We start from the raw sequence: 24,079 nt of genomic DNA on the forward strand, positions 1-24,079 counted from the left end.
TCAATAATCGTCCCTTCAGGCTCAGCACGAGCCGCCCGACCGTCGCGAGCTGTCGAGCCGGCAATTCGCCGGGTAATCGCGCTGTCTCATAGCAAACGGGCTTTCTTTCGCAATGCCCACTCGACCAGCAGCAGACCGACCAGGACGGACATGACCGTCGAGTTATCCCACAACGGGCGCGGACGGCCGCGCACCGTGAATGTGCGGCCCATGTCCGGAAGCAGCTTTGGAAGCGAGCCTGTCTCGTCGACCTCGTAAAACCCGCTTCGCCCGCCGACCGCTGACACCAGTTCCTGTATCGCCGACCGATCTAACGCCGTTTCTCGCAATTCAATATCCGACGGCGACACGGTGATCTCACGTTCAATCGTCCGATCGGCGTCCGATGCAGCGCCCCCGATCGAGCCGGGCAGTTTTACCGCCAACCTGTGCATGCCCACTGAGTCCGCTGCGAAGCGGCCCTCGTAAAAGCCTTCGCGACCGACAATCGGTGATAGCTCGATTGTCCGAGACGTCAGCGATGAATCTGCCGCGCCATTCACTCTTTCCGATTCGGGTGTCGTCGTGCGGCTCGATGCGGCCGACACCTCCAACTCCAGCTCCGGCACGAGCAACGGCTTGAACTGCTCATCGAGCGCGCGGAGCGTTACCACGACGGTCTCGCCCTGCTCGAATTCCTCTTTCGTCGTCAGAAGCTGACCCCGGGCGCGCCCGCCGAGAAGTTTCCCTTCGACGAGAAATCGAAGCGTCTGAATCCAGAAACGGTTGAAATGCCGCTCGTTCGCACGGCGCCATCGCCACGTTGAATTGATGCCGAGCCATGCGGTCCGCCCCGTTCCGACATACTGCGTCGCGAACAACACATGCTGTCCAAAGGCGTTTGCCATGCGTGGATTTGAGTGTCTCATCAATACGCGGGCGACTGATTTTTCGCGTCGAACCGGATAATGCCAGTAGACTTGTCCCAGAGACGACCAGATCGATCGGGTTTCCAGCGGGCTGTCGGATTGCCGCAGGATCGGATCGCCGATCGCGTCGTCGGGGATCAGAATGGGCCAGGCTCGCGATTGATAATGCCCCAGTTCGTTGATGACCAGTTCCGCCTCTGGATCGACCGCTACCGGCAACGTCTCGATCAACGATCGGAGATTCTCATTCTTCAGAAACCGGCCAGTGAACTTGTTCCCCGCCGCATAAAGAAGGCCACCGCCATAATCCGAGACATAGGCCGCAACCAAACTGCCCCAGGTCGGTCCGAACTCCGTCGGATCGCAATCCATCATGATGATTGCATCGTAAAGATTCAGTTCCTCCGGCGTCTCCGGCAATTGAGTGATCACTGAATTGCCATCACGCACCGCCTTGGAATCTGCCGACTGAAGCCAGGACGACAAATTAACCGTTGGGTCCCGCTCAAACATGCGAGAAAGAAACCGGTAGTCATAGCTCGGCGAACCGGCGATAAGCAGCACGCGCATCTGGTCGTCGAGAATCCGAACCGCGGGTGAGAGTTCGCGCTCATTGTCGGACGTCACCGATTCGTACGCCAATGGTTCGATTCGGGCGATATAGCGCACCGTTCCGGGGTCCTTGACCTTTCGTTCAAAAACCGCCGGGGCGAACTTCCCGTCCGCGCCAGGCACGAGCGTCCGCGTTTCAACCAGTTCGCGGCTCTTGCCGTCCAGCTGCTCGAAGAGCTCCAGGCGAATTTGCTGATCATTCACGCCGCGCGCATCGACTCGCACCGTTACATCAAACGGATCGTTCTTGAACGCCGACCGCGCTGCCGCAATCTGCACTACCCGTGCATTGACCGGCTCCGCCGGATCGCCAATTCCCACCGCGTACAACGGAATATCGCGCCCGGCGAGAAATCGACCGACGTTGCCCGTCCACTCGCCGTGATTGAACCGGCCGTCCGTCAGGAGCACGATGCCCGCAATCGGCGCTCCCGCGCACGCATCGACCGCCCCGCGAATGGCTGCGCCGACGTCGGTCGCAGGTTCGGCCGCCGTCAGCTTCAATGCGCCGGAGGTCAGAGATTCACGCCGAGAACCGGCCGCTGCGTCTCCACCGTCGGGCTGAGCCGTCGCACGCCGAATCTCTCCGCGATAGGTCAGCGAATCTCCGAAGGAAAAGAGTTTGACCGAGTTTTCGGCGGCCAGCAGGCGCAACAGCCCCCGGCTGCCGCTCGTCAGAAGTCGCTCTCCGACCGCGCTTCTCAAAATCCCGTCGTCCGCGATCTCCCCGACCACTCGCACGACGCGACGGGCGTCAGCATCGTTTCGATACGAATCGTGCAGCGACATGCTTGCCGAGTCGTCGATCAGCACGATGGTCTGCGCATCGATTCGCCGATGTTCGTATCGAACGATGACCGGCTCGAGTCCGATTAACCCCAGCATCAGCAACACGATCACCCGCGCCGCCGCTAGACTCCAACGCATGCCCTTCGAGAGTGTCCCACGCGCTTCGCGCCGATACATCCACCAAACGGCGTAAATCGCAAGTGCCGAGAGGATTCCGCCGATAAGCAGCGCGTTGTCCGCTGACCATCGCGCCAGTTCAATGCGCGATTCAGAAGACACCGTCGAGACTTCCTGTGCGAACATCAATCCCATGAAACCAACTATTCCCTAAGCACGCCGGATCCCATCGTGAAACGCCCGTTGGATCAAGCGATTCAACCGCGCGTCCCGAACCACCACGCCAACCCCTGTTCGAACATCAACACAATTCCCGCCGCCAGCAACAGCGGCCACCAGTATTCGATCCGACTCGTGGCGGACTGACTTTCCAGTGCCGACAGGTCGCCCACATACTCAAACGGAAGCTCTTCAACCAGAGCGGACTGTAGCTCGGACCGGCTCGCCATGCCCAGATTCGATTCGGCGGGGTCCGGATTCACTGCCGCATAATGGATCGAAGCCGGGCCACTGCCGCTCGGCGTCAGCAGAATCCGACAAAGCCCAGGCTCGTCCGTTTCGCGAAACTCGAAATTACGTCCCGATCCGGCGCTCGTGGCCGTTAGCGTGACCGCGGGCCGCATCGGATAGCTCGGCGGCTCAAGAATTGAGCGATCCTCAAATCGCCCCGCGTCCAGCTCGAACGTTACCGGCTGCCCCACCGTAACCTGGCCGGCGGCCGTCGCCGTTTTTGCACAGTACTGAACAAGTTCCAACATCATCGGCAGATAGCTGAAATTCGAGGCCCAGTCATTCCAGTCCTGGTCAACCGTCGTCGCGATAAACACCGTGATTCCGCGACCAAGGCGCCGCTGGACGATCGCCGGCGACTCATCCGGATCACTGAATCGGGCCAGAACCCGAACCGGCGAAGCCGCACCGGCTCGATCAAGTGTGCCGTCATTGGCGGATTCCTCGGTCGCCGTTGCGGTCCCGTGGACAGGTTGGCTGCTCGGCGAAGTGTCTGATTCGTCGTTTGCCGCGCTCGACAGGAAGGCTCGCACCTTCACCTGTCGAAGCAATGATGCCAGCGGCCCGTCAAACGCCCGCAGCATTGGATTGTTGACGTTCCACCGTCCGAATGTCACCGGTTCGACACCTGCCGGAGCCTGCGTCGTATCGAGCAGCCTCACCGGCATCAACCCATCGCCACTGCGATATAGTGCGTCGTTGTAGTAATCGATATCAATCTGTGCGCCGCCGAATATCGCCAGCCCGCCGCCGCCGCGCACATATTCCTCCAGCATGCGCGCCGCGGATGGCGTCATCCTCGCGACATTGGCCAGCACGACGACGTGGTAGCGAGACAGATCGGCTGAGTCGAGTTCCGGCTCTTCGATGATGGTCAGGTCATTGCCGCTGGCCGCACGCCCCGCCGGGCGGAGCGCCGTCCGCAGAAGATAGACCTCGTCTCGAAAGCTGTCGCTGCTGGGCTCTCCGTTGACGATCAGAATCTGGATCGCCGGGAGCACTTCGAGCGCCACCGCCCGGCGATCGTCGATCCGAACACCGTTGCCGAATCGCTCGGCGCCAGCCAGCTCGACCTGAACGTAGTTCGCGCCATCGTTCGGAAACGTGACCTCAAAGGGTTCGCGCACCACCTGGCCGGCCGGCACGCGACCGACGATGACGGGCGGCAGCCGGCTGTCCGCAATCGAGATGTTTAACTCCACCTGCTCAATTGCGTCGGACGAATAGTTCGCGACAGCCGCCTCAAACCGCGTCGGCACGCCTGCCACCGTCTGGGGCCTGAGTGGCCTCAAATCCAGCAAGGCTGCGTTCTCCGCCGAGGCGTCGCCAACATTCACTAGAACGAGATTGATCGGGACGCCGCCACGTGACAGTGCCGTGAGCGGAGCAGTGATGTTTACAGGCTTGTCCTGGGCATCGTCCGGGGCCGGAGGCAGAATCCAGTCCACTCGCTGAAAATCGCTGATGACGTAGATGGCGTGATTCGCCTCGGTCGGCGTACGCGCGATCACATCCGCCACTGCCGCGAGCGCGACATCCATCTGCGACCGACGCGCCGAGGGTCGAGCGCCGTTCAGACGGTTTCGAAGCTGATCCAGCGAATCGTCGCTCAGGGACGCGAGCGCCACCAGAGGCTCGCGCGGAGCGCTCGTCAGATAGAGCGTCAGCGGATCCCGCGGCGATTCACTCGCAAACCACCTGGCAAGCTGCAATGCGGCATCACATGCCTGATCGAAGACTGCGCGGCTGTCCCCTGTCGAACTTCCCCTGGACTGATAGCCCATCGAGAAAGAGTCATCCACCACGATGATGCGCTCCGTACGACCGGACGCGCCAATCATCCCCGCGACAAACCCCGGCCGCACGAACGGACGCATCATCATGAAGGCGATCAGAAAAACGGCCAGGCAACGAAGCGCGAGCAACAGCCATTGCTCCAACCGGACCCGGCGACGATTCTGCCGCTCTGCGTCCAGCAGAAAATCCATCGCCGCCCAGCGAATCCGGCGAAACCGTCGCTTTGCAAGAATATGAATCAGGATGGGGCCGGCCACTGCACCGGCGCCGGCCGCCATCGTCGGATTCATCAGGAAGCTGGACAACCACCCAATCAAGGATCGCGCTCCTTCGCCATTTACGTTCTCTCCGGCAGGTCGATCGTGCCGGTCGAGTCATTGGACGCACTGATTTAAGCGCGTACCGTGTCGCGGCGCATTCTCAATTTTTCGTCTTCATCCGCTTCATCCGCGCCGCGAGGAATCCGCGCAGCGCCACATCCAGGGGATCCATCGTCGAGAGTTCCACGAATTCGATTCTGCTGTTCGTACAGCGTGACCGCAATCGTGAAATATGGGCATCAAGCGCCGACAAATAGCCGCGTCGAAGTGTCTGCGGATCGACGAGCGTATGCAGGTCGGGGGATTCAATGCCCTCGAACAGCGTGTTATCCTGAAAGGGAAACTCCCTTTCGTCATAATCGAGGACATGAAGGACCAGCACTTCATGATTTGCGAACCGAATGCGCTCCAGCGCCGACGCGATGTCCTCGGCATCAGCCAGAAGGTCGGAAATGACGATGACCAGACTTCGACGAGCCAGCTTTCCAGTGAGATCGGCGAACAGCCGTTTTCCGTTGGTCCCGTGCTCGAGCCGCGCACGGTCGATTTGATCGATCAACTCTCTGAGGTGCACCTGATTCGAAAGTGCCGGCATGTTGACACGTACTTCATCGTCAAACAGAACGAGTCCCGCGGCATCCTGCTGATGCACCATCAGGTATCCGAGCGAGGCCGCCAGCGTCGCGGCATACTCAAACTTGGTCATTCGGCCTTCCGACAGGTCCTGCTCCGGATAACGCATTGAAGCCGAGCAATCGAGCAGAAGGTGCGCGCGCAGGTTCGTTTCCTCTTCGTATTGCTTCACGAAGAACCGATCAGAGCGGCCGTACACGCGCCAGTCGAGATGCCGCAGGTCGTCGCCGGGAGAGTATTCCTTGTACTGCGCGAATTCGACTGAATAGCCCTGATACGGGCTGCGATGCATGCCGCTGATGAAACCTTCCACCACATGGCGCGCGCGAAGCTCCAGATCGCCGATCCTCGCAAGCACATCAGGTCGAAGGTATTTCAGGGCGGTCGTTTCGTTCATTGTCTCACTCGCGGCTTCAACGTCGTCTGCATCCCATGTCGAATCCGACTGAGGCATTCGCGCCCAAACGCGCCGATTCCCGTCAACTTGCTGGCGCGACGGTCAGCCCTGGATTGCCTCCTTGAGGCGGGCGTCCGCAAGAAGACCGCCCTCGTGCGGCTGAAAGGTCTCCAGCAGGTCCGTGACAAAACGATCCGTCGTGTACCCTTCCGCCTGAGCCGCAAAGTTCATCACGACGCGGTGCCGCAGCACCGGCGCGGCCAGCGCCCGGATATCCTCCATCGCCACATGATTCTGTCCGCGAAGCGCCGCCCGCGCCTTCGCGCCGACAATCAGAAACTGCACGGCTCGCGGCCCCGCGCCCCATGCAACACGTTCCTTCACCCCGCGCACGGCGAGCGCCTCGCCGGGCCGTGTCGCACGAACAAGATCCAGGGCATACTTGATCACGGCCGGCGCGGCGGGAATGCGCCGGACCACGGATTGAAGAGCCTGAATCTCCGCGCCGCTGATGATCGACTGCACGTCGGTGGTGTATTCACCCGATGTCTTCGTGGCGATCTCCAGTTCCTCCTCGTAGCTCGGATAGCCGATTTGCACCTTGAACATGAATCGATCCTGCTGCGCTTCCGGCAGCGGATAAGTGCCCTCCTGCTCAATCGGATTCTGTGTCGCCAGGACGTAGAACGGTGGTTTAAGCTCATGTCGCACGCCGCCCACGGTCACCTGTCTTTCCTGCATGCACTCGAGCATTGCGGCCTGAGTCTTCGGCGGCGTCCGATTGATTTCATCGGCCAGCACTACATTCGCGAACACCGGGCCCGGCAGAAATCGGAATACCCGACTACCGGTCGACTTGTCCTCAGTGATCACCTCCGTGCCCGTGATATCGCTCGGCATCAGGTCCGGCGTGAACTGGATTCGGTTGAACGAAAGCGAAAGGCAGCGCGCAAGACTGGATATCATCAGTGTCTTCGCCAATCCGGGAACGCCTTCAAGAATGCAGTGACCTCCGGCAAACAGCGCGACCAGCAGTTGCTCGACCACGTCATCCTGGCCGACGATCACCTTTCGCAGTTCCTCGCGAAGGCGTTTGTATGAATCCCGTAGCTTCTCGACCGCGGCGACGTCGTTGCTCCAGTCCGTTGAATTCGGTTCAGCCATGCCAGTCCTTCTTTCTATGGATGTATTCCATCGCTGCCGCATCCGCGCGCCGCCAATGAAAAATCTCTGAACAGCCATTTCGCATTGAAGCGTATGTCAGGAGGATCGCTGGACGCACGGTATTAACAGCAAGCCGATCTGCGGTGTTTCACCGCTGCATAATAGGTAGATTGTTGTAGGGGAGTTGCAGGATAATCAGTGCAATGGCCGTTCCATACACGGTCCCGACGGAATCACCATTCCACGATCCGTCGTCATCCTGGGTGGAAAGCAGAAAGTCCCTCATCTTCGGATAGTATTTGCTCCATTCCTTGTCTCCCGCAAGGTACATCACCTGCGACAGATAAAGGTGTGCATAAAAAAAGTGTCCCCACACGCCCTGTTGAGACTGGCCATAGCCGATCTCGCGTTTGCAGTAGCGAAGCGCCTTCAATGCCTTCGGATCGTCATAAAGCCCCGCATTGAACCAGCATGCGACCGCGGCGGCCGTGATCGGCGGACGCGAACCCACCATCCCGACGCGATACGCGATCCCGCCGTCCGGCTGGATGGACTTTTCGAGGTATTTCATCGCATTATTAATGACTTTCTTCGGCACTGCGACGCCCGCGTTTCGAGCGGCGCGAAGCGCCTGAACCTGCGTGACCGTCACACTGCCTTCGTCACCGCCCATGTCGGGTGTGTACAGCCAGCCGCCAAGCCTGCTTTGCGACCGGTCCGTCAGTTCCACGCCTTTCTGCAGGACACGGCGAATCCGCTCCATCCGCTCCGGATCCTCTTCGGTTCCCATTACTTCGGAAAGAAACAACATCCCAAATCCATGCCCGTACATCGATCGTGTTTCTTCATCATTGCCGGGACGACAGATCAGACCGTCGCGCTGAGCCGAATCGAGTACATAGGTGACGGCCTTTCTCAGATTCTTCGCATATTGGCCTTCGGTCGGAGTGCTTCCCGAAGCAAGAGTCGCCATGCCGGCAAGCGACGTCATCGTGACAGGATACGTACCCATCGTGCCGGAGTCTCGATATGATCCGTCGGAGCTTTGTCGCGAGGCAAGGTACTTCAGAGCCTTCTCGATCGCCTCTTCGGTCTTTTCCGTCACCATCGGGGGGCGTTGGGGCGGCATTTGAGCAATCGCCGTGACGCGCGTTCCCGTCAAAGCGACCAGCATCGCCGCCAGCCTCACGATGAAGATCCGCGTTCGCTTATGCCTCTCAGTCATTGATCTGCCCCATTCCGGGTTTCGTCCTTCGCCTTCGGAGCCATCATGCCGGCATCGCTCAGCACGAAAAATCCTTCCGGCGCGACACACACAATTCGATCATTCAACACAATGACATCAATCAAACGGCGAGAGGCATTCAACGGCGACGTGGCCGCCAGACGCTCGTCACCCAACTGGCCCTCCGCAAATTCGTACGGCCTGATTGACAACAGTCGCCCTGTTGATTTATCGATGAGCTCCAGTTTGGGAGGCAGCATCGGATCGAACTCCGGCACGAACCGCTGAATCCGACGACCACCGAGGTCCGGCGGCATCGCATTTCGGACAGCGGCGACGAAATGTGGCGATGCCCGCAACATCTGACGGCTGATCGTCGCAAGCGGCCCCAGGTCACGCCGCCAGGGCAATTCGGCCGGATCGAGCGGAAACGACTCGAGCACAAATTCCGGTGGGCTCTCATCCTTTCGGGTGAACAATACCAACCGGCCGCCACCCGAACCCTGAGTCGAAGCGTCAAGCACCGCGTCGATCGGCGGCATGGACAATCCGGCTGTCGACCAGCGACGGGCAATTTCGCCCGTTTCAACCCGCACGAGCGCGAAACCGGCCGTCCCATGCGAAACGCCCGCCCACTCGTGACCAAGTTCGAATACACCATTGATCATGTCGCCGAATTCGCGATCCGGCCAAACGCTCTTGCCGGTCTTTGAATCGACACCGATCAATCGGCTGCCAACGCTCCGCACCACGACATCACCAATAATCGCCAGATGGACATCCGACTCCGAGCTTTCAACACTCCCCGCATCAGCAGTATCTTCTCCCGGAACGAGTGAATACTCTGCCCGCACTCGGCCGCTCCCCAGATCGATCACAAACACCTTGATCGCATTTCGATCGACGGCAATCAGGGAGCCACCGTCGATTTTCATCGAGCGAAGCGAATGCCGGGGCCAGCTTCGCCGCCAGATCGGACCGTTGTCATCGCGAGCGTAGGCGGCGACGAGTGTATGCGGGTCGCTTGCGACGACCACGATGCCGTCCGCTCCGGCGACCGCCGGCGACGGAAGCCGTCCCATGCCCTGCTCGAGCGAAATCTGCGGCCACATGAACCGTCCGGAAGCCAGCCCCACCGCACACACCTGCACCGGCGTCGCGAGCACCGCAACTCTGCCGCAAATCGCAGCGTCGTAGGCATTGGCCTCACGCTGTTCAATCTGCGGCATCGAATCCTCAAGTGGACTTCGCTGCGAGCTCACCCAGCAGTCCGGCTGATCGACTTCCGCCTTCACATCCAACCCGCGAAGTTCGCCATTTAGTTGAATCGGAATCACCTCGTCGTCCGGATCATTCGGACGTTTCGGATCGTAGAAGGAAGCGCCGTCGCTTGTTTGGAGCCGGTTGGCCTCTGAGGAGATGACTTCGCGCAAGAGACCCAGGCGCGTCGCTTCCACCAGGATCCGCGGCATCGCTCGACCGTTCATCTCCACCGAATCCGGCAACGTCGATCGTATCTCGGCTGCCCAGTCGCTCACGCGAGTGCCTGCCGTCGTCCCCGTCAGTTGAGCCACCGCGGCAGGCAGAGTGTCGCTCCCGAATTCGCGCTCGAGCTCCGCCAGCTTCCGGCGCGCCGATGCGATGTCGGCCGGTAACGAATCGCCCGGGAAACGATAGGCCACGACGAGTCGAAGCAGCGGCTCCAACCGGTCTCGCCGCTCCGGAGCGCGGCGCAATGCGCGCTCGAGGAAAAAGATGCTGGTTTCGTTCTCACCGGATTCCATCGCCGCGTTGGCAATTTCGAGATCAATGTGCCAGCCTCTCGGAATGAACTCCAGCGCATCTGCCAACTGCACCAACCCCGACCGGCCGGATCCACGGCGAGCCGCCCGAATCGCATCATTGATGATTTTGTCCGCGTCCCGGCGTTCTTCGGCATTCATCGAGTTCCACAATCGGCGGAGCTGGTCGCTGAGAAGTACGACCGTCTTCACGCGGAGATTGGGTTCAATCGAAACAGGTTCGTTTCCGATGGATGCCAACTGAGTAAGTCCGAACTGAAAACCGTCCGCAAACCGACCGGCCTCTTCCATGTGCTCGCAGTATGCAATGCACGCGGAAACGCGATCGGATTTCCGCCGTGCCACCGAGACCGCCTGCTCCAGCAGCCCGGTTCGCTCCGCATCCGAAACGTCGGCAGACATCTTCAACAGGGTGCTCACACGCTGATGGGAAATTCGGTCGGCTAAAACATTTTCGGTTTGGGCCTGCTGTTCCCATTGCGAACCATCGGTCGCAGACTGCGGCGTTTGAGCGAGAACACGATCCGCGCGATCCAGGTAACCCATTGCGTCGGACCAGTTTCCCGCGATTGAGGCTAGCCACGACAGGCGAAGAATCGCGTCCATGTCGTTCGGGCTGCGCTCGAGTCGAGCCAGGGCCAATCGCCTCGTCTGCTCGGGATCGGGGAACTTCGCCAGCGTGTCCGCCGACACGCTATAGAGCGCGCCATCCATCGCGAACAGGTTTCCAAGTGCGACATCGGCCGCCGTCGGATCGCCGTCGGGAGCGCCTGTATCCGTCGAGAGCTTAAGCAGGCCCGCATTCGTCGGCACCATCACCTTCTGACCGCAAATGACCGCCCGTCCCGTGGGTTGAAATCTTGATGAACTCCACAACACGTCGCCGGTGCCTAACGACAGGGCCGCAACACGCGAGCCGCCGATGTAGACGCGCTCATCATCCGCACCGATTACATAACGATGACCCTCCCGCTCGTGACGCCAGATTTCGCGGCCATCCTCCAGGTCAAAAGCCCGCAGATAATCCGAATCCTGTGCGCCCAGAATCACGACGCCTCCGGCGATGACCGGCGGCGACGACAACCACTGGTCCGGCTGCGGAACGCCGACTCGATCATCCACCCACCATTGGCCGCCTCGGGCCTGCATATCGGCGAAGCGCTCGAAAGGGTCATATTTCGTCAGCCAGCGCAGGGAAAAATCGTAGGCATCCAATGCGACCAGCAGACCGGCGCCTGTCGGAATGTACAGAGTCCCGTCGTTCAGCGCCGGGGCGAGCACACCGTTCATCGGAAACAGACTGGCCCGGCCCGCCCCCAGCAGAACCTGGCGCACGAGCGTGCCATCCGGCGCCAGCACCGCCAGCATCAGATCGCCGACCTGCCGGTAGGGCACAACCAGATTTGAACCCACCGCAATCGGCGCGGCGCAGAACCGCGCTCCCCGAAGTTCGTCCGTGGTATCGCCGCCCCGGCCCCTGAACCACGTCGCCCTGCCGGTCGATGCCTCATAAGCACGGAGCGTATTGGGCAATGACAAGACTTCGTCACCCAGGTGCGCGTTCGGTGGCGCCGAACCCTCGTTCGTCGGATTCTGCTCTTCCGGCGGAGCCTCCTGTTCGATGACAAACACGAGACCAAACGCAGTTGATACCTCGCCCTGGTACTCGTGAAACAACGCCTGCGTCGTGCTCTGATCCAGGCGAGGGGACGATTCCTCTTCATCGATCATCTGAATCCGGCCACCGAGATTCACCATCATCCGATGCTCGGTGATGCGAGGATCACGCGACGAAATCTTGGGAAAGGACTGCCAGAGCAGGTCAAACGTCGCCAGATCCCGCGCCTGCAATCCCCCTGGACCGGTGACGAACAATCTCGTGCCGTCACTGACGGCCTGCCAGACCGGCGGCCTCGCTCGTTTTCGCGAGACTTCGGCGATCTTCCCGGGATTAATTCGATCAGCTCCCGGCAGCGCCGCCTTGAATTCCATTTCCCCGGAGACCATCGGATCGATCGCAGGTAGCCGCCCGCTCCACTCCGAAGGCCCAAGTCGGTACTGCCAGACTCCGACCGTTGACTCCGTCATGCCCTGTGGATCCGCGCCGAAATCCTCGAAGAATCGAAGGACGCGCTCAACCCGCGCTGGCCAATCGGGAGGGACGGTCGGATCCGCGCCATCGAGAAGGGATCGCATGGCCTGAATCGTATTGCTCGCGCGCGTCCGCTGTCCGGACAGGATGTATGCGACAGCCTGCTTGTAAAGCAGTTCCCATTTCGGGATTCGGCAATGCGGCAGCGATTCCATCCGTGCCAGCAATTGCAGCGCTTCGCGGGCCTCACGACGATCGAGCAGCCACGATGAGAGCAGATTCATGGCATCGGGACCGATCGTGGTCATCGCATATCGACGAGCGACCAGCCGCAGCGCATCGAAATCGTAGTTATCAGTTGCCTGCTGATAGAGTCGAGAAGCGTCATGATCGTACAAGACCCGGTACGCGGCCAACCCATCAGCCGGCCAACCCGCGATCTGCTGTTCCGCAAGCTGTCCGGCCGAGTAGTAATGTGCCCCGTCCAGCGACACGGTGCGGTCGCCGTGCTGCGCGACCACCCGCTCCAGCGTATCGGCGGCGAGTTTCCAATCGCCCTCGGCCGCCGCCTCCTTCGCGCGTTTCAACCATGACACGGCATCGACATCATTGGGAGGCTCGAGTCCCCAGCGGCGCGCGCCGACGAACTCGGAATTACCATTCGGTCCATTGACCTGAATCTGGACCTGTGCATGGGATGGAGCGCTGCGCGTCGCAAGCAATGCCATCAGAATCACGAAGGCGAGCATCTCTGCCCCATCGCTCGAACAATGCCGCGATCCTGTCAATCGAGCCTTCATCCAGATTCCCAGTTTCACACTCCGCGCCGGGATTCGCCCAACTCGCGACCTACACGATGTCCCCGCAGTATCCTAGCACGCAGATCGACCTGCACCAACGCTCGACCCAGTGCTTGACTCAGCCTTGCCTGGTACACCCGACTGCCATTGATCGCTTGCAGCCTTGTCGTTTCAACGAAGCCGTCCGGCGTTTCTTTCCATCGGTTCGACACAGACTCCGACCACCACAGCCGAACGGAGTCTTCCGAAACGAATCGGCGCGAATCAACGCTGGCGTCAATTCGTCCTTCCGGTTCCAATTGGCCGGCTGATTCGATCGTGACGCCGCCCAACTTTCGCGTCGGGGTCTGCAAATCGGGAGCGTGCCGAATATCCATTCTCCGCGAGTCTGCAATGCCGGATGACCGAATCCAATCCATGAATGATTCTTCCGCCACAAGGGCCGGCCTGACGGCCCGCCTTGCGGCCGCGGTTCGCTTTCTCCTGCCGATTCCATCCAGTAACAGGCGAACGGCGGAAGAGCCCGCTTCAGACATCATCCCGTTCCTCGTTCCGATCGGTCTGATCATCGGACTTGCGTGGGCGGCATCCTTCAGATTCTCCTGGTGGCTATTCGGTGAAACCGCAAGCATGCGGGTCGTGCCGAGTCTTGTCGTCATTCTTCTGGAATGTGTCTTCACCGGCCCGTTCCTCGCCCTTGGCCTTGCCAGAACCGCGCATATTCTGACCACCGACGATCCAAAGATCCCCTCGGCCGATCGACTCCAGCCGCTTTCACCGGTCGGCACGCTCGCGTTGTGCCTGGCCGTGCTCGCTCAATATGTACTCTTGCTCAGTGTCCAGCACCGAGAGGGCTGGTGGCCGGCCCCGGACGACTGGCGAAGCTACTTCAACTTCCTGTATCCACGCCCCATCTTCCGTCCGTTGCTTCTTGCTCCCATTTGGGGACGCTGGGGCATTCTGCTCGCCTCGACACTCGGGGGCACCGCACGAAATGCCGACACTCAGACGCAGGGACTCAACCAGTCCATGTCGCCGTCCCGCCTCTTCAAGCATTCGATACTTCCCGTTCTTTTGACGACCATCTATTGCAGTCGTTCCCAGAATTACTTGACGGGTGTCCTGATCGGGCTGATCGTATTCGCGGCGACTTATCTTGTGGCGGTCGCGATGGCCCGGCGTGGCGGCGGACACTCGCGCCACTCCCTGTTTGCAGCCGGGCAGATCGCACAACTCGCGTTTCTCATGATCTATCGGGCCTGTTGGCGTCTTATTGATGCATGACTGATGCGGCGGTACACGTTCGAGATCCAGAGTCGGACCCGGCGAGTAAACCCAAACTCCCGGCCGCGCAAGGATCGACGGTTCGACAAACGCCGCCCGCCCAATCAAATCGGCCGGTCCCGCTGATACCGATCGCTATCGGTTTGAGCATGGGAATCATCGGCGATCACCTGGTCCAGCCGCACTGGTCTGTTCCCGTCACGATCGCCCTCTTCGGACTGGCTGCCTGTCTACCGATTGGCACCCGTCGACGACTTTCCGACCGGCGACTTCGTGTCGCAATCGTTCTGCTGTCAATTGCAGCCGGCCTTGCCCGTCATGGCTCGACGCGACTGTTCCCGGACGATCATATTGCCCGATTCGCTCAGGCGGATTCGTCGATTGTGGTTCTAACAGGCCGGATTTCGTCACCACCGCAGATTATCACACCGCGAGCCGACATCCCGCGTGCGTACGCAACTCCTCCAAGAACAAAATTTCATCTTCACGTCTCAGCGATCGACGGCCGCGATGGACCGATTCCGGCAAGCGGAACCGTGATGGTCAGCATCAAAGAACCGGCGCCTGATTTGAGCGAACATGCGATCATTCGCGTTACGGGGTGGCTTTACAGAATTTCGCCGCCGCAGAACCCGGGCGCGTACAACTGGGCAGCGCACTATCGTCGCAATCAGATTCTCGTCGGTCTCACGACCGACCACGCAGACGCTGTCCAAGTCGTACAAACCCCGCCGTCCAGCGGATTCGGCCGAACGATCGTGAATGTTCGCGCCCGGCTTAGACAGTATCTCGTCGATGCAGCGTTCCCGGACGATGAGGAATCAGCCGGCGTGCTGGCGGCGATGGTGCTCGGCCGCCGAAGCGGTGTGTCCGACGCGATGAACGAGGCCTTTCGGCGAACCGGTAATGCCCACTTCCTCGCTGCGAGCGGAATGCATGTCGCCTGGCTCGCATTTGTCGGCTGGGGGATTGCGCGGCTGCTGGGCGTTCATTACCGCACCGCTGCCGCCGGCGTGGCAGTGCTGATTGTGTGCTTCGTTGTGCTGGCCGAACCGCAGCCGTCGATTCTGCGAGCCGGCATCGTCGGCATCGCGGCCTGCGTGTCGATATTCCTGCGAGGCAGACACAACTCATTGAATGCCCTGGCGTTCGCCGCGATTGTGCTCTTGATCATCGATCCCACGAACTGGTTTCGAACGGGATTCCAGTTCACCTTTCTCGCCACGCTGGGCCTGATTCACTTCTGTCCGATCGTGTCAAATGTAATCGCCGCGCAACTCGCTCGTCTCGGCCAAATACAGCTTGCGAGGCGATTCATCATCGCTGACTTGAAGAGATTCGTCGAAGTCGGTTCGATCGATCCGGCGGACCTAATTGTTTCCAAAGTGCAGCGACCGGTCGTTGTCGATCGATTCCTCACTCTGATGGCCCGGCTCCTAGCCGTTTCCGTATCAGAGTGGTTCCTGACGGCGCCGCTGGGTTGCTACTACTTCAACCACTTCGCGCCCTGGGGGGCAATCGGAACTTTCCTCGTCGCCCCCTTCGCGATGATCACCGCTTCGATCGGATTCATGACGATGATTGCAGGAACGCTGCTTCCCGTCACGTCCGCGATATTCGGACCGCTGCTCGGGCTCTCCTCGCATGTGATGATCGGGTTTGTGAATCTGCTTGCCGTGATTCCCGGTTCGCTGATCGACGGCCGCTCACCGGCGCTCTGGTGGGTGATTGCGTTCTACGCACTGATCGGCACGTGGATCTACGGGTCCCAGACCATTCGGGCGAGGTTTCGCGTTCCGCTTCGGATTGCGGCATTGACGGTGTTCATCTGGTGGCTTGTTTCACCGTATCTCGGTCCGCGCGGCGATGGCGCTTTGAGGATCTGGCATCTTGCCGTCGGAGATGGAACGGGCACGGTGATCGAACTGCCGAACGGCAAGACGATTATCTACGATTTCGGGACGCGCTCGGCCTTTGATGCCGGCGATGTGGCACTTGATTTTTTGCGTCAGCAAGGCATTCGCCGCATCGACGCCGCGATCATCTCACATGCGGACTTCGACCACTATGGCGCGATTGAGGCGATCTCTCAGAGTGTTCCAATTGATCGAATCATCCTGAATGATCAGTTTGATCGATTCGTTGAACCCAACTCCACCGCGGCCCAGTTCCTCGGCACGATGAGACGCGCAGGAATGCCCATCGAGATCATTTCAGGACAGACGTCGCTGAGTCTTTGTTCTGACGTGGACATTCGCACGATTTGGCCGCCGCCCGCGACGCAACATGCCAGCCCGACCGACAATGACTCATCAATCGTCCTGAGAATCGAATACCAAGGAAAATCCGTACTGCTTACCGGAGACATTGCCGAATTCGCAATCGGCGGGCTGCTGGCGCCGACGTCGCGAACGGCGAGCGACGCGGACAACGGAGACTGCCGGCTCGATGGCGCGGGGGCAACGGAAGCGATTTCTCTCCGCGCGGACGTTCTTTCGCTGCCGCATCACGGCAGCGTCGTTTCGAATACCCGGGCGTTCATCGATGCAGTGAATCCATCGATCTGCATCCGATCGACGGGGCAGAGGCGTCGCCTGACCACGAACGGAATCGAGACCATTGTCGGACCTGGCCGCCGCTATTTCAGCACGGCGGACGACGGCTGCATTCTTGTTGAGATCAAGAACGAAGAATTGAGCGCCCGTCGGGCGATGCCTTAGACGAACTCACGCGCCGCGCGTGCCGGAGTTTGAATGCTTGAGCCACAGATATGTCATCAATCCCGTACCGATCAGGCCGAATGGCAGCATTGACGCAAACCAGATGGTCACATCTATCTTCGATGCGCCGCCCGTCGCAGCCGATGCGGCGTGGGCCCCGTATTTGTCAAAGATGATGCCGAGCAAGCCACCGGAAAGAATTGCACCGTAGTATTGGAACGAGTCGATGATTCCCGCCGCGCAGCCTGCCATCTTCCGCCCACCGAGGTCCATCGCAGCGGCCGTGCCGAGAATCGAGTGCGTGGAATTGCACATCATGCTGATCAAGATGATCATGCTGACTGTCAGCCATGCAAAGAAATGTGACTGCGAACCGCTGGGCAGTAACATGACTATGACCGTGCACGCCGTTTGCGTGGCGTAGAGAATCGCTGCGACCGGCGCCCGCCTCCCCTTGAAGAGCAAATCCGAAATAAATCCAGACGACAGTGATCCGATGAACGCGGTGACCGGCAGCCCGACAAAAAAGGCCGTGTAGTACCAGGACGTACGATCCGCGTTCAACACGTCGGACATGTAAACGGACCACCAGGATTCAATACCGCGCCGCACAAAACCGGTGCAGAAATATGCGGCCGCAACGATCCAGACGACCGGATTTGATGCGATGATTCGAAATACATCGCGAAGCCGAACTTTTTCATCAGCCTGGCCATGCATCGTGTCCTCGTCACCATGATCGATCTGAAACCCCGCGTCTTCCGGGTTATTCTTAACCGCGAGGTTCATGAAAAAAACAATCACAAGCACCGCGATCGGCGGCAGGAAGAACATATAACGCCAATCCAGAGCGGGGATCGTGAGCGTAAAGAACAGCAACGGTACGGCCATCCCCTTAACCAGCGCGCCGCCCAGGGCGCCGGCTCCAATCGCACCAAGATTGATCATGGCTCCGAAGACACCGGCAAATGCGCCACGCTCCGCACGCTTGAACCAGGCCGTATTGATCTTGATGAAACCCGGCGCACCGAACGCCTGCATATAACCATCGGCGGATCGAATGAGAACAAGCACCGGCAGGAGCAAAGAGAAATTCCACCAAGTGGTCCAGCCGAACAGCAAGTTCAGGACAACCGTGCCGATCGCGCCCACGGTCATCGCCATCTTTCCGCCGATGCGATCGGTGAATAGCCCGTTAACCATCTGCCCGACCGCATAGGCCCCATCCCGACCGGAGTTAATCATGCCGTACTGGGCATTATTGAAGCCAAGCTCGGATTTCAACTCCGGGGCCACCGGACTCAGGTTGTATCGACACAGATAGTAGGAGGCGTAGGTCAGTCCCAGGAAGAACCAGTTCTGTCCGCGCCGTTTCCGATAGCCCGGCGGATGGCCCGATGATGAACGATCGGCCGCCGCGTTTTCGATCACTCCGGCGGATTCGCTTGGATTGTGATGAGCGCTCATGTACCGGCGGCTCCGAGTGGCGAAGACTTCAGCACGATTGGTGCAGCTCGCGGTGTGCGAACTCCACACTTCGATCGAAAGCGAGATGGTATAACGCCGACCGTGGGTCGCAGCAAATGTCGCTCTGCACGCCTACAGCCGTTGCAGGGCTTAACATTCGCCACAGGTCCAGATCCGGCCGACCACGGCGTTTACCACCGAACCGGCTTGGGTTAATATTCAAATCCACGGCAGGCAGCCCGCAAAGGCCGTCGGGAATTCGAGCGACGCCGAAGCGATGCCTTACGCAAATAAAACGATAATTTCACAGGAACCGCGCATGAGCATCCTTGTCGATAAGAACACCCGAGTCATCACGCACGGCCTCACCGGAAAAGCAGGCGCCTTTCACAGCAGGCAGTGCCTTGAATACGGCACCAAGGTTGTCGGCGGCGTGGTTCCCGGCAAGGGTGGAACGCGCAGCGAGCACGATCTGCCCGTATTTGATACGGTCGAGGCCGCCATCAAGGAGACGGGGGCAAACTGTTCTTTGATATTCGTCCCGGCGGCTTACGCGGCCGACAGTGCGATGGAAGCCGCGGCAGCGGGCATCAAGCTTCTTGTACTGATCACCGAAGGCGTCCCCACGCTCGACATGGTCAGGGCGAAGAAGTTCATCGAAGATTGCGGCAGCAAGCTTGTCGGGCCGAACTGTCCGGGTGTTATTACGCCGGGGCAGGCCAAGATCGGCATCATGCCCGGTTATATCCACCTGCCTGCCTCGCCCGGCTCCAAGAATGTCGGCATCATTTCACGCAGCGGAACGCTGACATACGAAGCCGTCTGGCAGTGCACGTCTCGAAAGATCGCTCAAACGACCTGCGTCGGCATCGGCGGTGATCCGGTCAAAGGTCTGAATTACATCGAACTGCTGACGATGTTCAACAACGATCCTGAGACACACGCCATCATTCTGATTGGGGAAATCGGCGGCAACGACGAGGAAAAAGCCGCTGAGTTCATCAAGGTGAATGTGAAGAAACCGGTCGTCGCATTTATCGCCGGCCGCACCGCCCCACCCGGGAAGCGAATGGGGCACGCCGGCGCAATTATCTCCGGCGGCGAGGGGACGGCGGAAAGCAAGATCGCCGCGCTCAAGGCGGCGAACATCCGCGTCGCCGAGTCTCCTGCGGAGATCGGTGCAAAGGCCGCTGAAGCACTCGGATTGTCTTAGGCCGCCATCCGTCCCGATCAATAAGCGCCATCGCGAACATTTCCACTGGCCCACCCGGCGGGTGAGCCGTGTCCGCGCTTCCAATGCACTTGGTCGACAAATCGCCTCGCCGATATATTGCCGTGAATGGAACCTTCGTCGCCGCACGGCGCCCAGTGCGACTACTGCCATCTGCCGATACGCTCCCCGGCGACTGCCGCCACCCAGCCGCTCTATTGCTGTTTTGGTTGCAGCTTTGCTGCGCGTATCACTCGTCAGCGCGGCGACCGTGGCGAGGCCGTCTGGATGCTGACCCGGCTCGGTTTCGCCGGCTTTCTATCGATGGCTGTCATGATGTTCAGTATTTTTCTTTACGGTCGCGAGATCTACGAGAAAGATGCCACGTCACCGCCGCTGTCGGCGCATCTGGCCGAGTTTTTTCGCTACTCCTCGCTGCTTTGCGCTACGCCCGTGCTGTTTCTCCTCGGAATCCCGATTCTGCAGAATGCCGCCGCACAATGGCGACGCCGGATTATTTCCACTGATGCACTCGTCGTGCTCGGCGTAGCATCCGCCTTTGCCTACTCATACGTGACCACGCTTCGAGACAATGGAAATACCTATTTCGAAACCGCCTGCATGATCCTCATGCTGGTCACGCTTGGTCGGTGGTTCGAGGCGGTTGGCAAGCTCCACGCCACCGAGCGCGTAAAATCACTGGAATCGCTTCTGCCGGACGATGTCCGCGTGCAAAGAGCAGATGGCGAGGCAATCATCCGCCGTGAACAACTCGTCGTGAACGATCTTGTGCTACTTCGCGCTGGTGAGCGAATTCCGGTCGACGGCACCATTGAGACCGGCCGTGCGAATGTGGACGAGCAGCTCGTCACCGGCGAATCCATGCCCGTGGTGCGACGAAAAGGCGACACGGTTCAAGCCGGCACCATGAACCTCGACGGCGACCTTGCGGTTCGCGCGCGAGCGGTGGGCGGCGAGACCACGCTCGCTCGGCTGACCGCCCTGCTCGAAGCATCCCGCGCTTCCAAGGGTCGCTACGAACGTATGGCGGACCGCGTCGCCACGATCTTCCTACCCGTCACAATCGTCCTCGCCACAATCGCGGCGGTTCTGGGATTTAACAGAGCGGGAGTCGATGAAGCGATCATGTCCGCGCTCTCGGTACTGTTGATCGCCTGCCCCTGCGGACTGGGCATCGCGACACCGATGGCCGTGTGGGTCGCCCTGGGGCGAGGCGCATCCTTCGGTGTGCTGTTTCGTTCCGGCGAATCGATTGAACAGCTTGCTCGCGTTCAGGCCCTATTCTTCGACAAAACTGGGACGCTCACGACGGGCCGTCCGCGTGTCGCCTCATTCACACCGATCTCAGACTCTGCGAACGCCGACGCGCTGGCAGGTGCCGCCGCGCTTGCGGCCTCTTCGACTCACGCGGCATCGCGCGGCATCCTTGAGTATGTCGGCAGCCATCGAGTGAATTCGCCTGCACCGACCGACACACGAACAATCCCTGGACGCGGCATCACGGGAATGAGATTTGACAGTCGCATCCTGCTCGGCAACGTCGCCATGATGCAGGAAACCGGCCTGGATTTCACCGACACGTTGCGCCATGCAGTCGATGCGGCGATGGATGCGGGACGCGGAGTGGTGTGCATCGGTTGGGAAGGCATGGTTCGCGGAGTCTTCTCGCTCGATGAAGATCTGCGGCCCGCCGCGAAAGTGGCGATTCAATCGCTACGAGAGATGGGCTGCCGCATTTCCGTATTGACCGGTGATCACGCTCGTCGCGGCGAAATGATCGCAAGGCGTCTCGACGTGGAAACCCACGCGGAACTTCGGCCGGAGGACAAGGTACATTGCATCCAGGCGGAACGAGCCAAAGGCCGATACACAGCCTTCGTCGGCGACGGGCTTAACGATGCCCCGGCGATGGCTGCCGCAGACGTCGGCATTGCGATGGGATGCGGCGCCGACGTCACACGTGAAGCCGCCTCCATTTGCCTGCTCGGCGATGATCATGCGACGCTCGCGCCGGTGCTGGCGCTCGCTCGGAAGACCGTCCGAACGATTCGCGTCAACCTCTTCTGGGCGTTTTTCTACAATGCATTCGGGTTGGCACTCGCCGTCTCCGGCCGGCTCAGTCCGGTCGTCGCCGCGGTCGCGATGGTCGCCAGCAGCCTCTTCGTCGTCGGTAATTCACTGCGATTAAACCAGGGGGACTCTTCCGCACCATCGGGTAAGCTCGCGCCGCTGGCCGCTACCGGAGGGACTCCGGCATGATCGAGTATGGCGCCGTCGTCGCGGGATCTTTCCTGGCATCCGCGCACTGTATCGGAATGTGCGGCGGGTTGGCCGTCGCGGTCGGCGCAACGCAGCGGAGCACATGGCCGCTCATTGAGCGACAGTTGATCTATACGGCGGGCCGCGTGTTCACCTACTCGTTTCTTGGCGCCGTCGGCGGTTTGGCCGGCCGGTCGCTTGCCCGCCTCGACACTACTTTCGTCTCAGTCCAGCAGGCGTTTTCGTTCATCGCCGGCGTCGCGATGGTATTCGTCGGGCTTTCGTCGCTCGGCTGGCTACCGACTCGGCGAATTGGCGGACTGAGCGTTCTTTCCAGTGCGTGGTCGAGCCTCTTTCAGCAATTTCTGAACGCACGAGGGCGCTTTGGCCACTTCATCGCGGGAATCGCCACGGGGTTTCTGCCGTGTGGCCTGGTTTATGCGTTTCTGGCGATGGCTGTCGCACGAGCTGATGCGATCAACGGTATGTTGTGGATGGCCGCGTTCGGAATCGGAACAGCGCCGGCCATGGTGACGATCGGCTGCGGTGGATCACTCCTCAGCCGCACCGCGCGCATCGGGATGCTTCGAACGGCGGGCTGCGCAATGATTCTCATGGGTGGCGTTTCGATCTATCGCGCGGTTCCCAAGGAGGCCCCGTGTTGCGAACCGAATCACTTTGACGCAGCGTCGCTCTCGGGTTCCACCGGCGGGAAATGATCCGAGCACTCTTCGTGAACGGCAGGAAGACGCGCGCGAAGTCGCAATTGCCGGGGGCGCTTCGTTACCAGCCGGCGGCGCCGCGCTGCATCAGTGGGCCGCGGACGCCGACTTGTGCGTGCCGCCTGCATCGGCTGCCGCTGACTTGAGCGCTCCGTCAATCATTGGCTTGAGAAACTCTCCGAGGTTTTGCCGATAGCCTTTTTGCTTGTGGATAATTTTCCCGTCCGGGCCGAGGACAAAGAGCGTCGGAAAGCTCGTGACACCGAACAGCCGCGCCGCATCGTCCTGTCCGAAATAAACGGGAAATGTGAATTTCCCCTGATCGATCACATTCTTCGCCTGGGCCATCGACTTGTCGCGCTCGCTGCAGTTTACGCCGATCACGTCCACAGCCTGGCCCTTGAACTCCTCGTGCAATTTCTGAATCTCCGGCATGGACTTCTTGCACCAGCCGCACCAACTCGCCCAGAAGCTCAGGACCACCACGCGGCCCTTCATGTCCGCCAACGAAACAACTTTGCCGTCGCCGGCCGTCAACCGGAATGCGGGGGCGTCTCCACCGGCGTCCGACACGACTGCCGCAACGCGCTGCCGCGGCGTCACAAACCCGGAATCGGCCGCTCGTTCGATCTGATCGAGCCGGGCGATTGAATCGACGCGAAATACAAACTCATCAGTCAATTTACTGATCGCGGAAGTCAGTTCCTTGTCCATTTTCGATTGTGGCGTCGACTTCAACGCCTGCCCATCCGTAGCATCTACGGACTTGGAATCAGTCGAATTCGACTTTGTTCCTATTGTCGCCCGGCGCTGCTTCGCACGGGAAACACAACTTTCGAGAATGGACTCAGCCACTCGCAGCTGGCCTTCATCGAATCCATATGCCGCCTTCGCGGCATCGAGGTATTTCGACCATGACGCTTCCGCCGGGATCGATTCATCCAGTTTGTACGGTTCCACCGAGCGAGTTTTCGACGCGCCGGACGATGCACTGAGCACCTTCGCGGCAACCGGGGGCCGGCCGGTTGACATCGCAGCGTCTTTCGTGGCCGCGACCGCATTCTCCTCGTCGGCGGCCATCACGGCCGAGAGCGGGGATGCGACGCCCCAGAGCAGGGCCGCGCCAATGACTGAGATCCTCAACACGCAATCAGGGAGTTGAATCCGATTCATTCGTCGGTCCTATCTGAAATCCGCCGCTGCCGGCCGCGCGGGCGATCTTGCGAATGT

The 24,079-nt window shown here is 60.2% G+C and carries 13 protein-coding genes; 5 read left to right on the top strand and 8 right to left on the bottom strand.

Annotated features, from left to right (window positions below):
• Nucleotides 1-86: 86 nt before the first annotated feature.
• From KF841_06815 to KF841_06840, 6 genes are all read right to left on the bottom strand, one after another.
• Nucleotides 87-2,621 carry a hypothetical protein gene (locus KF841_06815; GenBank protein ID MBX3395064.1) on the bottom strand — a complete coding sequence of 845 codons (2,535 nt, stop codon included), beginning with the start codon at nt 2,619-2,621 and terminating at the stop codon, nt 87-89.
• A gap of 62 nt (nt 2,622-2,683) precedes the next feature.
• Nucleotides 2,684-5,050: a BatA domain-containing protein gene (locus KF841_06820; GenBank protein ID MBX3395065.1), complete on the bottom strand. Its 2,367-nt coding sequence runs from the start codon at nt 5,048-5,050 to the stop codon at nt 2,684-2,686.
• A 103-nt stretch (nt 5,051-5,153) separates the two neighbouring features.
• Nucleotides 5,154-6,083 (bottom strand): DUF58 domain-containing protein, encoded by a 930-nt coding sequence (locus KF841_06825; protein MBX3395066.1) that lies wholly within the window; start codon nt 6,081-6,083, stop codon nt 5,154-5,156.
• Between the two features lie 102 nt (nt 6,084-6,185).
• Complete coding sequence (locus tag KF841_06830) at nt 6,186-7,247, bottom strand: MoxR family ATPase (GenBank protein ID MBX3395067.1); 1,062 nt, start codon at nt 7,245-7,247, stop codon at nt 6,186-6,188.
• A 148-nt stretch (nt 7,248-7,395) separates the two neighbouring features.
• On the bottom strand, nt 7,396-8,472 hold the full coding sequence (locus tag KF841_06835; GenBank protein MBX3395068.1) for a terpene cyclase/mutase family protein: 1,077 nt from the start codon (nt 8,470-8,472) through the stop codon (nt 7,396-7,398).
• Nucleotides 8,469-13,166: a PQQ-binding-like beta-propeller repeat protein gene (locus tag KF841_06840; GenBank protein MBX3395069.1), complete on the bottom strand. Its 4,698-nt coding sequence runs from the start codon at nt 13,164-13,166 to the stop codon at nt 8,469-8,471. Before KF841_06840 ends, KF841_06835 begins: the two co-directional genes overlap by 4 nt.
• Before the next feature lie 417 nt (nt 13,167-13,583).
• Here KF841_06840 and KF841_06845 point away from each other — a divergent pair, with 417 nt between their 5' ends.
• Together KF841_06845 and KF841_06850 are read left to right on the top strand one after the other, a co-directional pair.
• Nucleotides 13,584-14,450 carry a hypothetical protein gene (locus tag KF841_06845; protein MBX3395070.1) on the top strand — a complete coding sequence of 289 codons (867 nt, stop codon included), beginning with the start codon at nt 13,584-13,586 and terminating at the stop codon, nt 14,448-14,450.
• A 143-nt stretch (nt 14,451-14,593) separates the two neighbouring features.
• A complete protein-coding gene (locus KF841_06850) occupies nt 14,594-17,170 on the top strand; it encodes a ComEC/Rec2 family competence protein (protein ID MBX3395071.1) in 2,577 nt (858 codons plus the stop codon).
• A gap of 6 nt (nt 17,171-17,176) precedes the next feature.
• Here the strand turns inward: KF841_06850 and KF841_06855 are convergent, their stop codons facing one another.
• Nucleotides 17,177-18,637, bottom strand: coding sequence for an MFS transporter (locus tag KF841_06855; protein ID MBX3395072.1), 1,461 nt, complete (start codon nt 18,635-18,637; stop codon nt 17,177-17,179).
• 319 nt (nt 18,638-18,956) lie between these two features.
• On the opposite strand from KF841_06855, the gene sucD reads away from it, so the two are divergent.
• From sucD to KF841_06870, 3 genes are all read left to right on the top strand, one after another.
• On the top strand, nt 18,957-19,850 hold the full coding sequence (gene sucD / locus KF841_06860; protein MBX3395073.1) for a succinate--CoA ligase subunit alpha: 894 nt from the start codon (nt 18,957-18,959) through the stop codon (nt 19,848-19,850).
• 126 nt (nt 19,851-19,976) lie between these two features.
• Nucleotides 19,977-22,127 (top strand): cation-translocating P-type ATPase, encoded by a 2,151-nt coding sequence (locus KF841_06865; protein ID MBX3395074.1) that lies wholly within the window; start codon nt 19,977-19,979, stop codon nt 22,125-22,127.
• Complete coding sequence (locus tag KF841_06870) at nt 22,124-22,846, top strand: sulfite exporter TauE/SafE family protein (protein MBX3395075.1); 723 nt, start codon at nt 22,124-22,126, stop codon at nt 22,844-22,846. The genes KF841_06865 and KF841_06870 overlap by 4 nt, the downstream gene beginning before the upstream one ends.
• 90 nt (nt 22,847-22,936) lie before the next feature.
• Here KF841_06870 and KF841_06875 read toward each other — a convergent pair whose 3' ends face one another.
• Nucleotides 22,937-24,022: a TlpA family protein disulfide reductase gene (locus KF841_06875; GenBank protein MBX3395076.1), complete on the bottom strand. Its 1,086-nt coding sequence runs from the start codon at nt 24,020-24,022 to the stop codon at nt 22,937-22,939.
• Nucleotides 24,023-24,079 lie beyond the last annotated feature (57 nt).

This window comes from Phycisphaerae bacterium (genome assembly GCA_019636475.1).
Classification (GTDB): domain Bacteria; phylum Planctomycetota; class Phycisphaerae; order UBA1845; family UTPLA1; genus JADJRI01.

Bases quoted from the DNA above. Each gene is read 5' to 3' on its own strand.
- KF841_06855 (MBX3395072.1), bottom strand. From the start codon at position 18,637: ATGAGCGCTCATCACAATCCAAGCGAATCCGCCGGAGTGATCGAAAAC.
- KF841_06840 (MBX3395069.1), bottom strand. From the start codon at position 13,166: ATGAAGGCTCGATTGACAGGATCGCGGCATTGTTCGAGCGATGGGGCA.
- KF841_06830 (MBX3395067.1), bottom strand. From the start codon at position 7,247: ATGGCTGAACCGAATTCAACGGACTGGAGCAACGACGTCGCCGCGGTC.
- KF841_06825 (MBX3395066.1), bottom strand. From the start codon at position 6,083: ATGAACGAAACGACCGCCCTGAAATACCTTCGACCTGATGTGCTTGCG.
- sucD (MBX3395073.1), top strand. From the start codon at position 18,957: ATGAGCATCCTTGTCGATAAGAACACCCGAGTCATCACGCACGGCCTC.
- KF841_06845 (MBX3395070.1), top strand. From the start codon at position 13,584: ATGAATGATTCTTCCGCCACAAGGGCCGGCCTGACGGCCCGCCTTGCG.
- KF841_06815 (MBX3395064.1), bottom strand. From the start codon at position 2,621: ATGGGATTGATGTTCGCACAGGAAGTCTCGACGGTGTCTTCTGAATCG.
- KF841_06835 (MBX3395068.1), bottom strand. From the start codon at position 8,472: ATGACTGAGAGGCATAAGCGAACGCGGATCTTCATCGTGAGGCTGGCG.
- KF841_06870 (MBX3395075.1), top strand. From the start codon at position 22,124: ATGATCGAGTATGGCGCCGTCGTCGCGGGATCTTTCCTGGCATCCGCG.
- KF841_06875 (MBX3395076.1), bottom strand. From the start codon at position 24,022: ATGAATCGGATTCAACTCCCTGATTGCGTGTTGAGGATCTCAGTCATT.
- KF841_06865 (MBX3395074.1), top strand. From the start codon at position 19,977: ATGGAACCTTCGTCGCCGCACGGCGCCCAGTGCGACTACTGCCATCTG.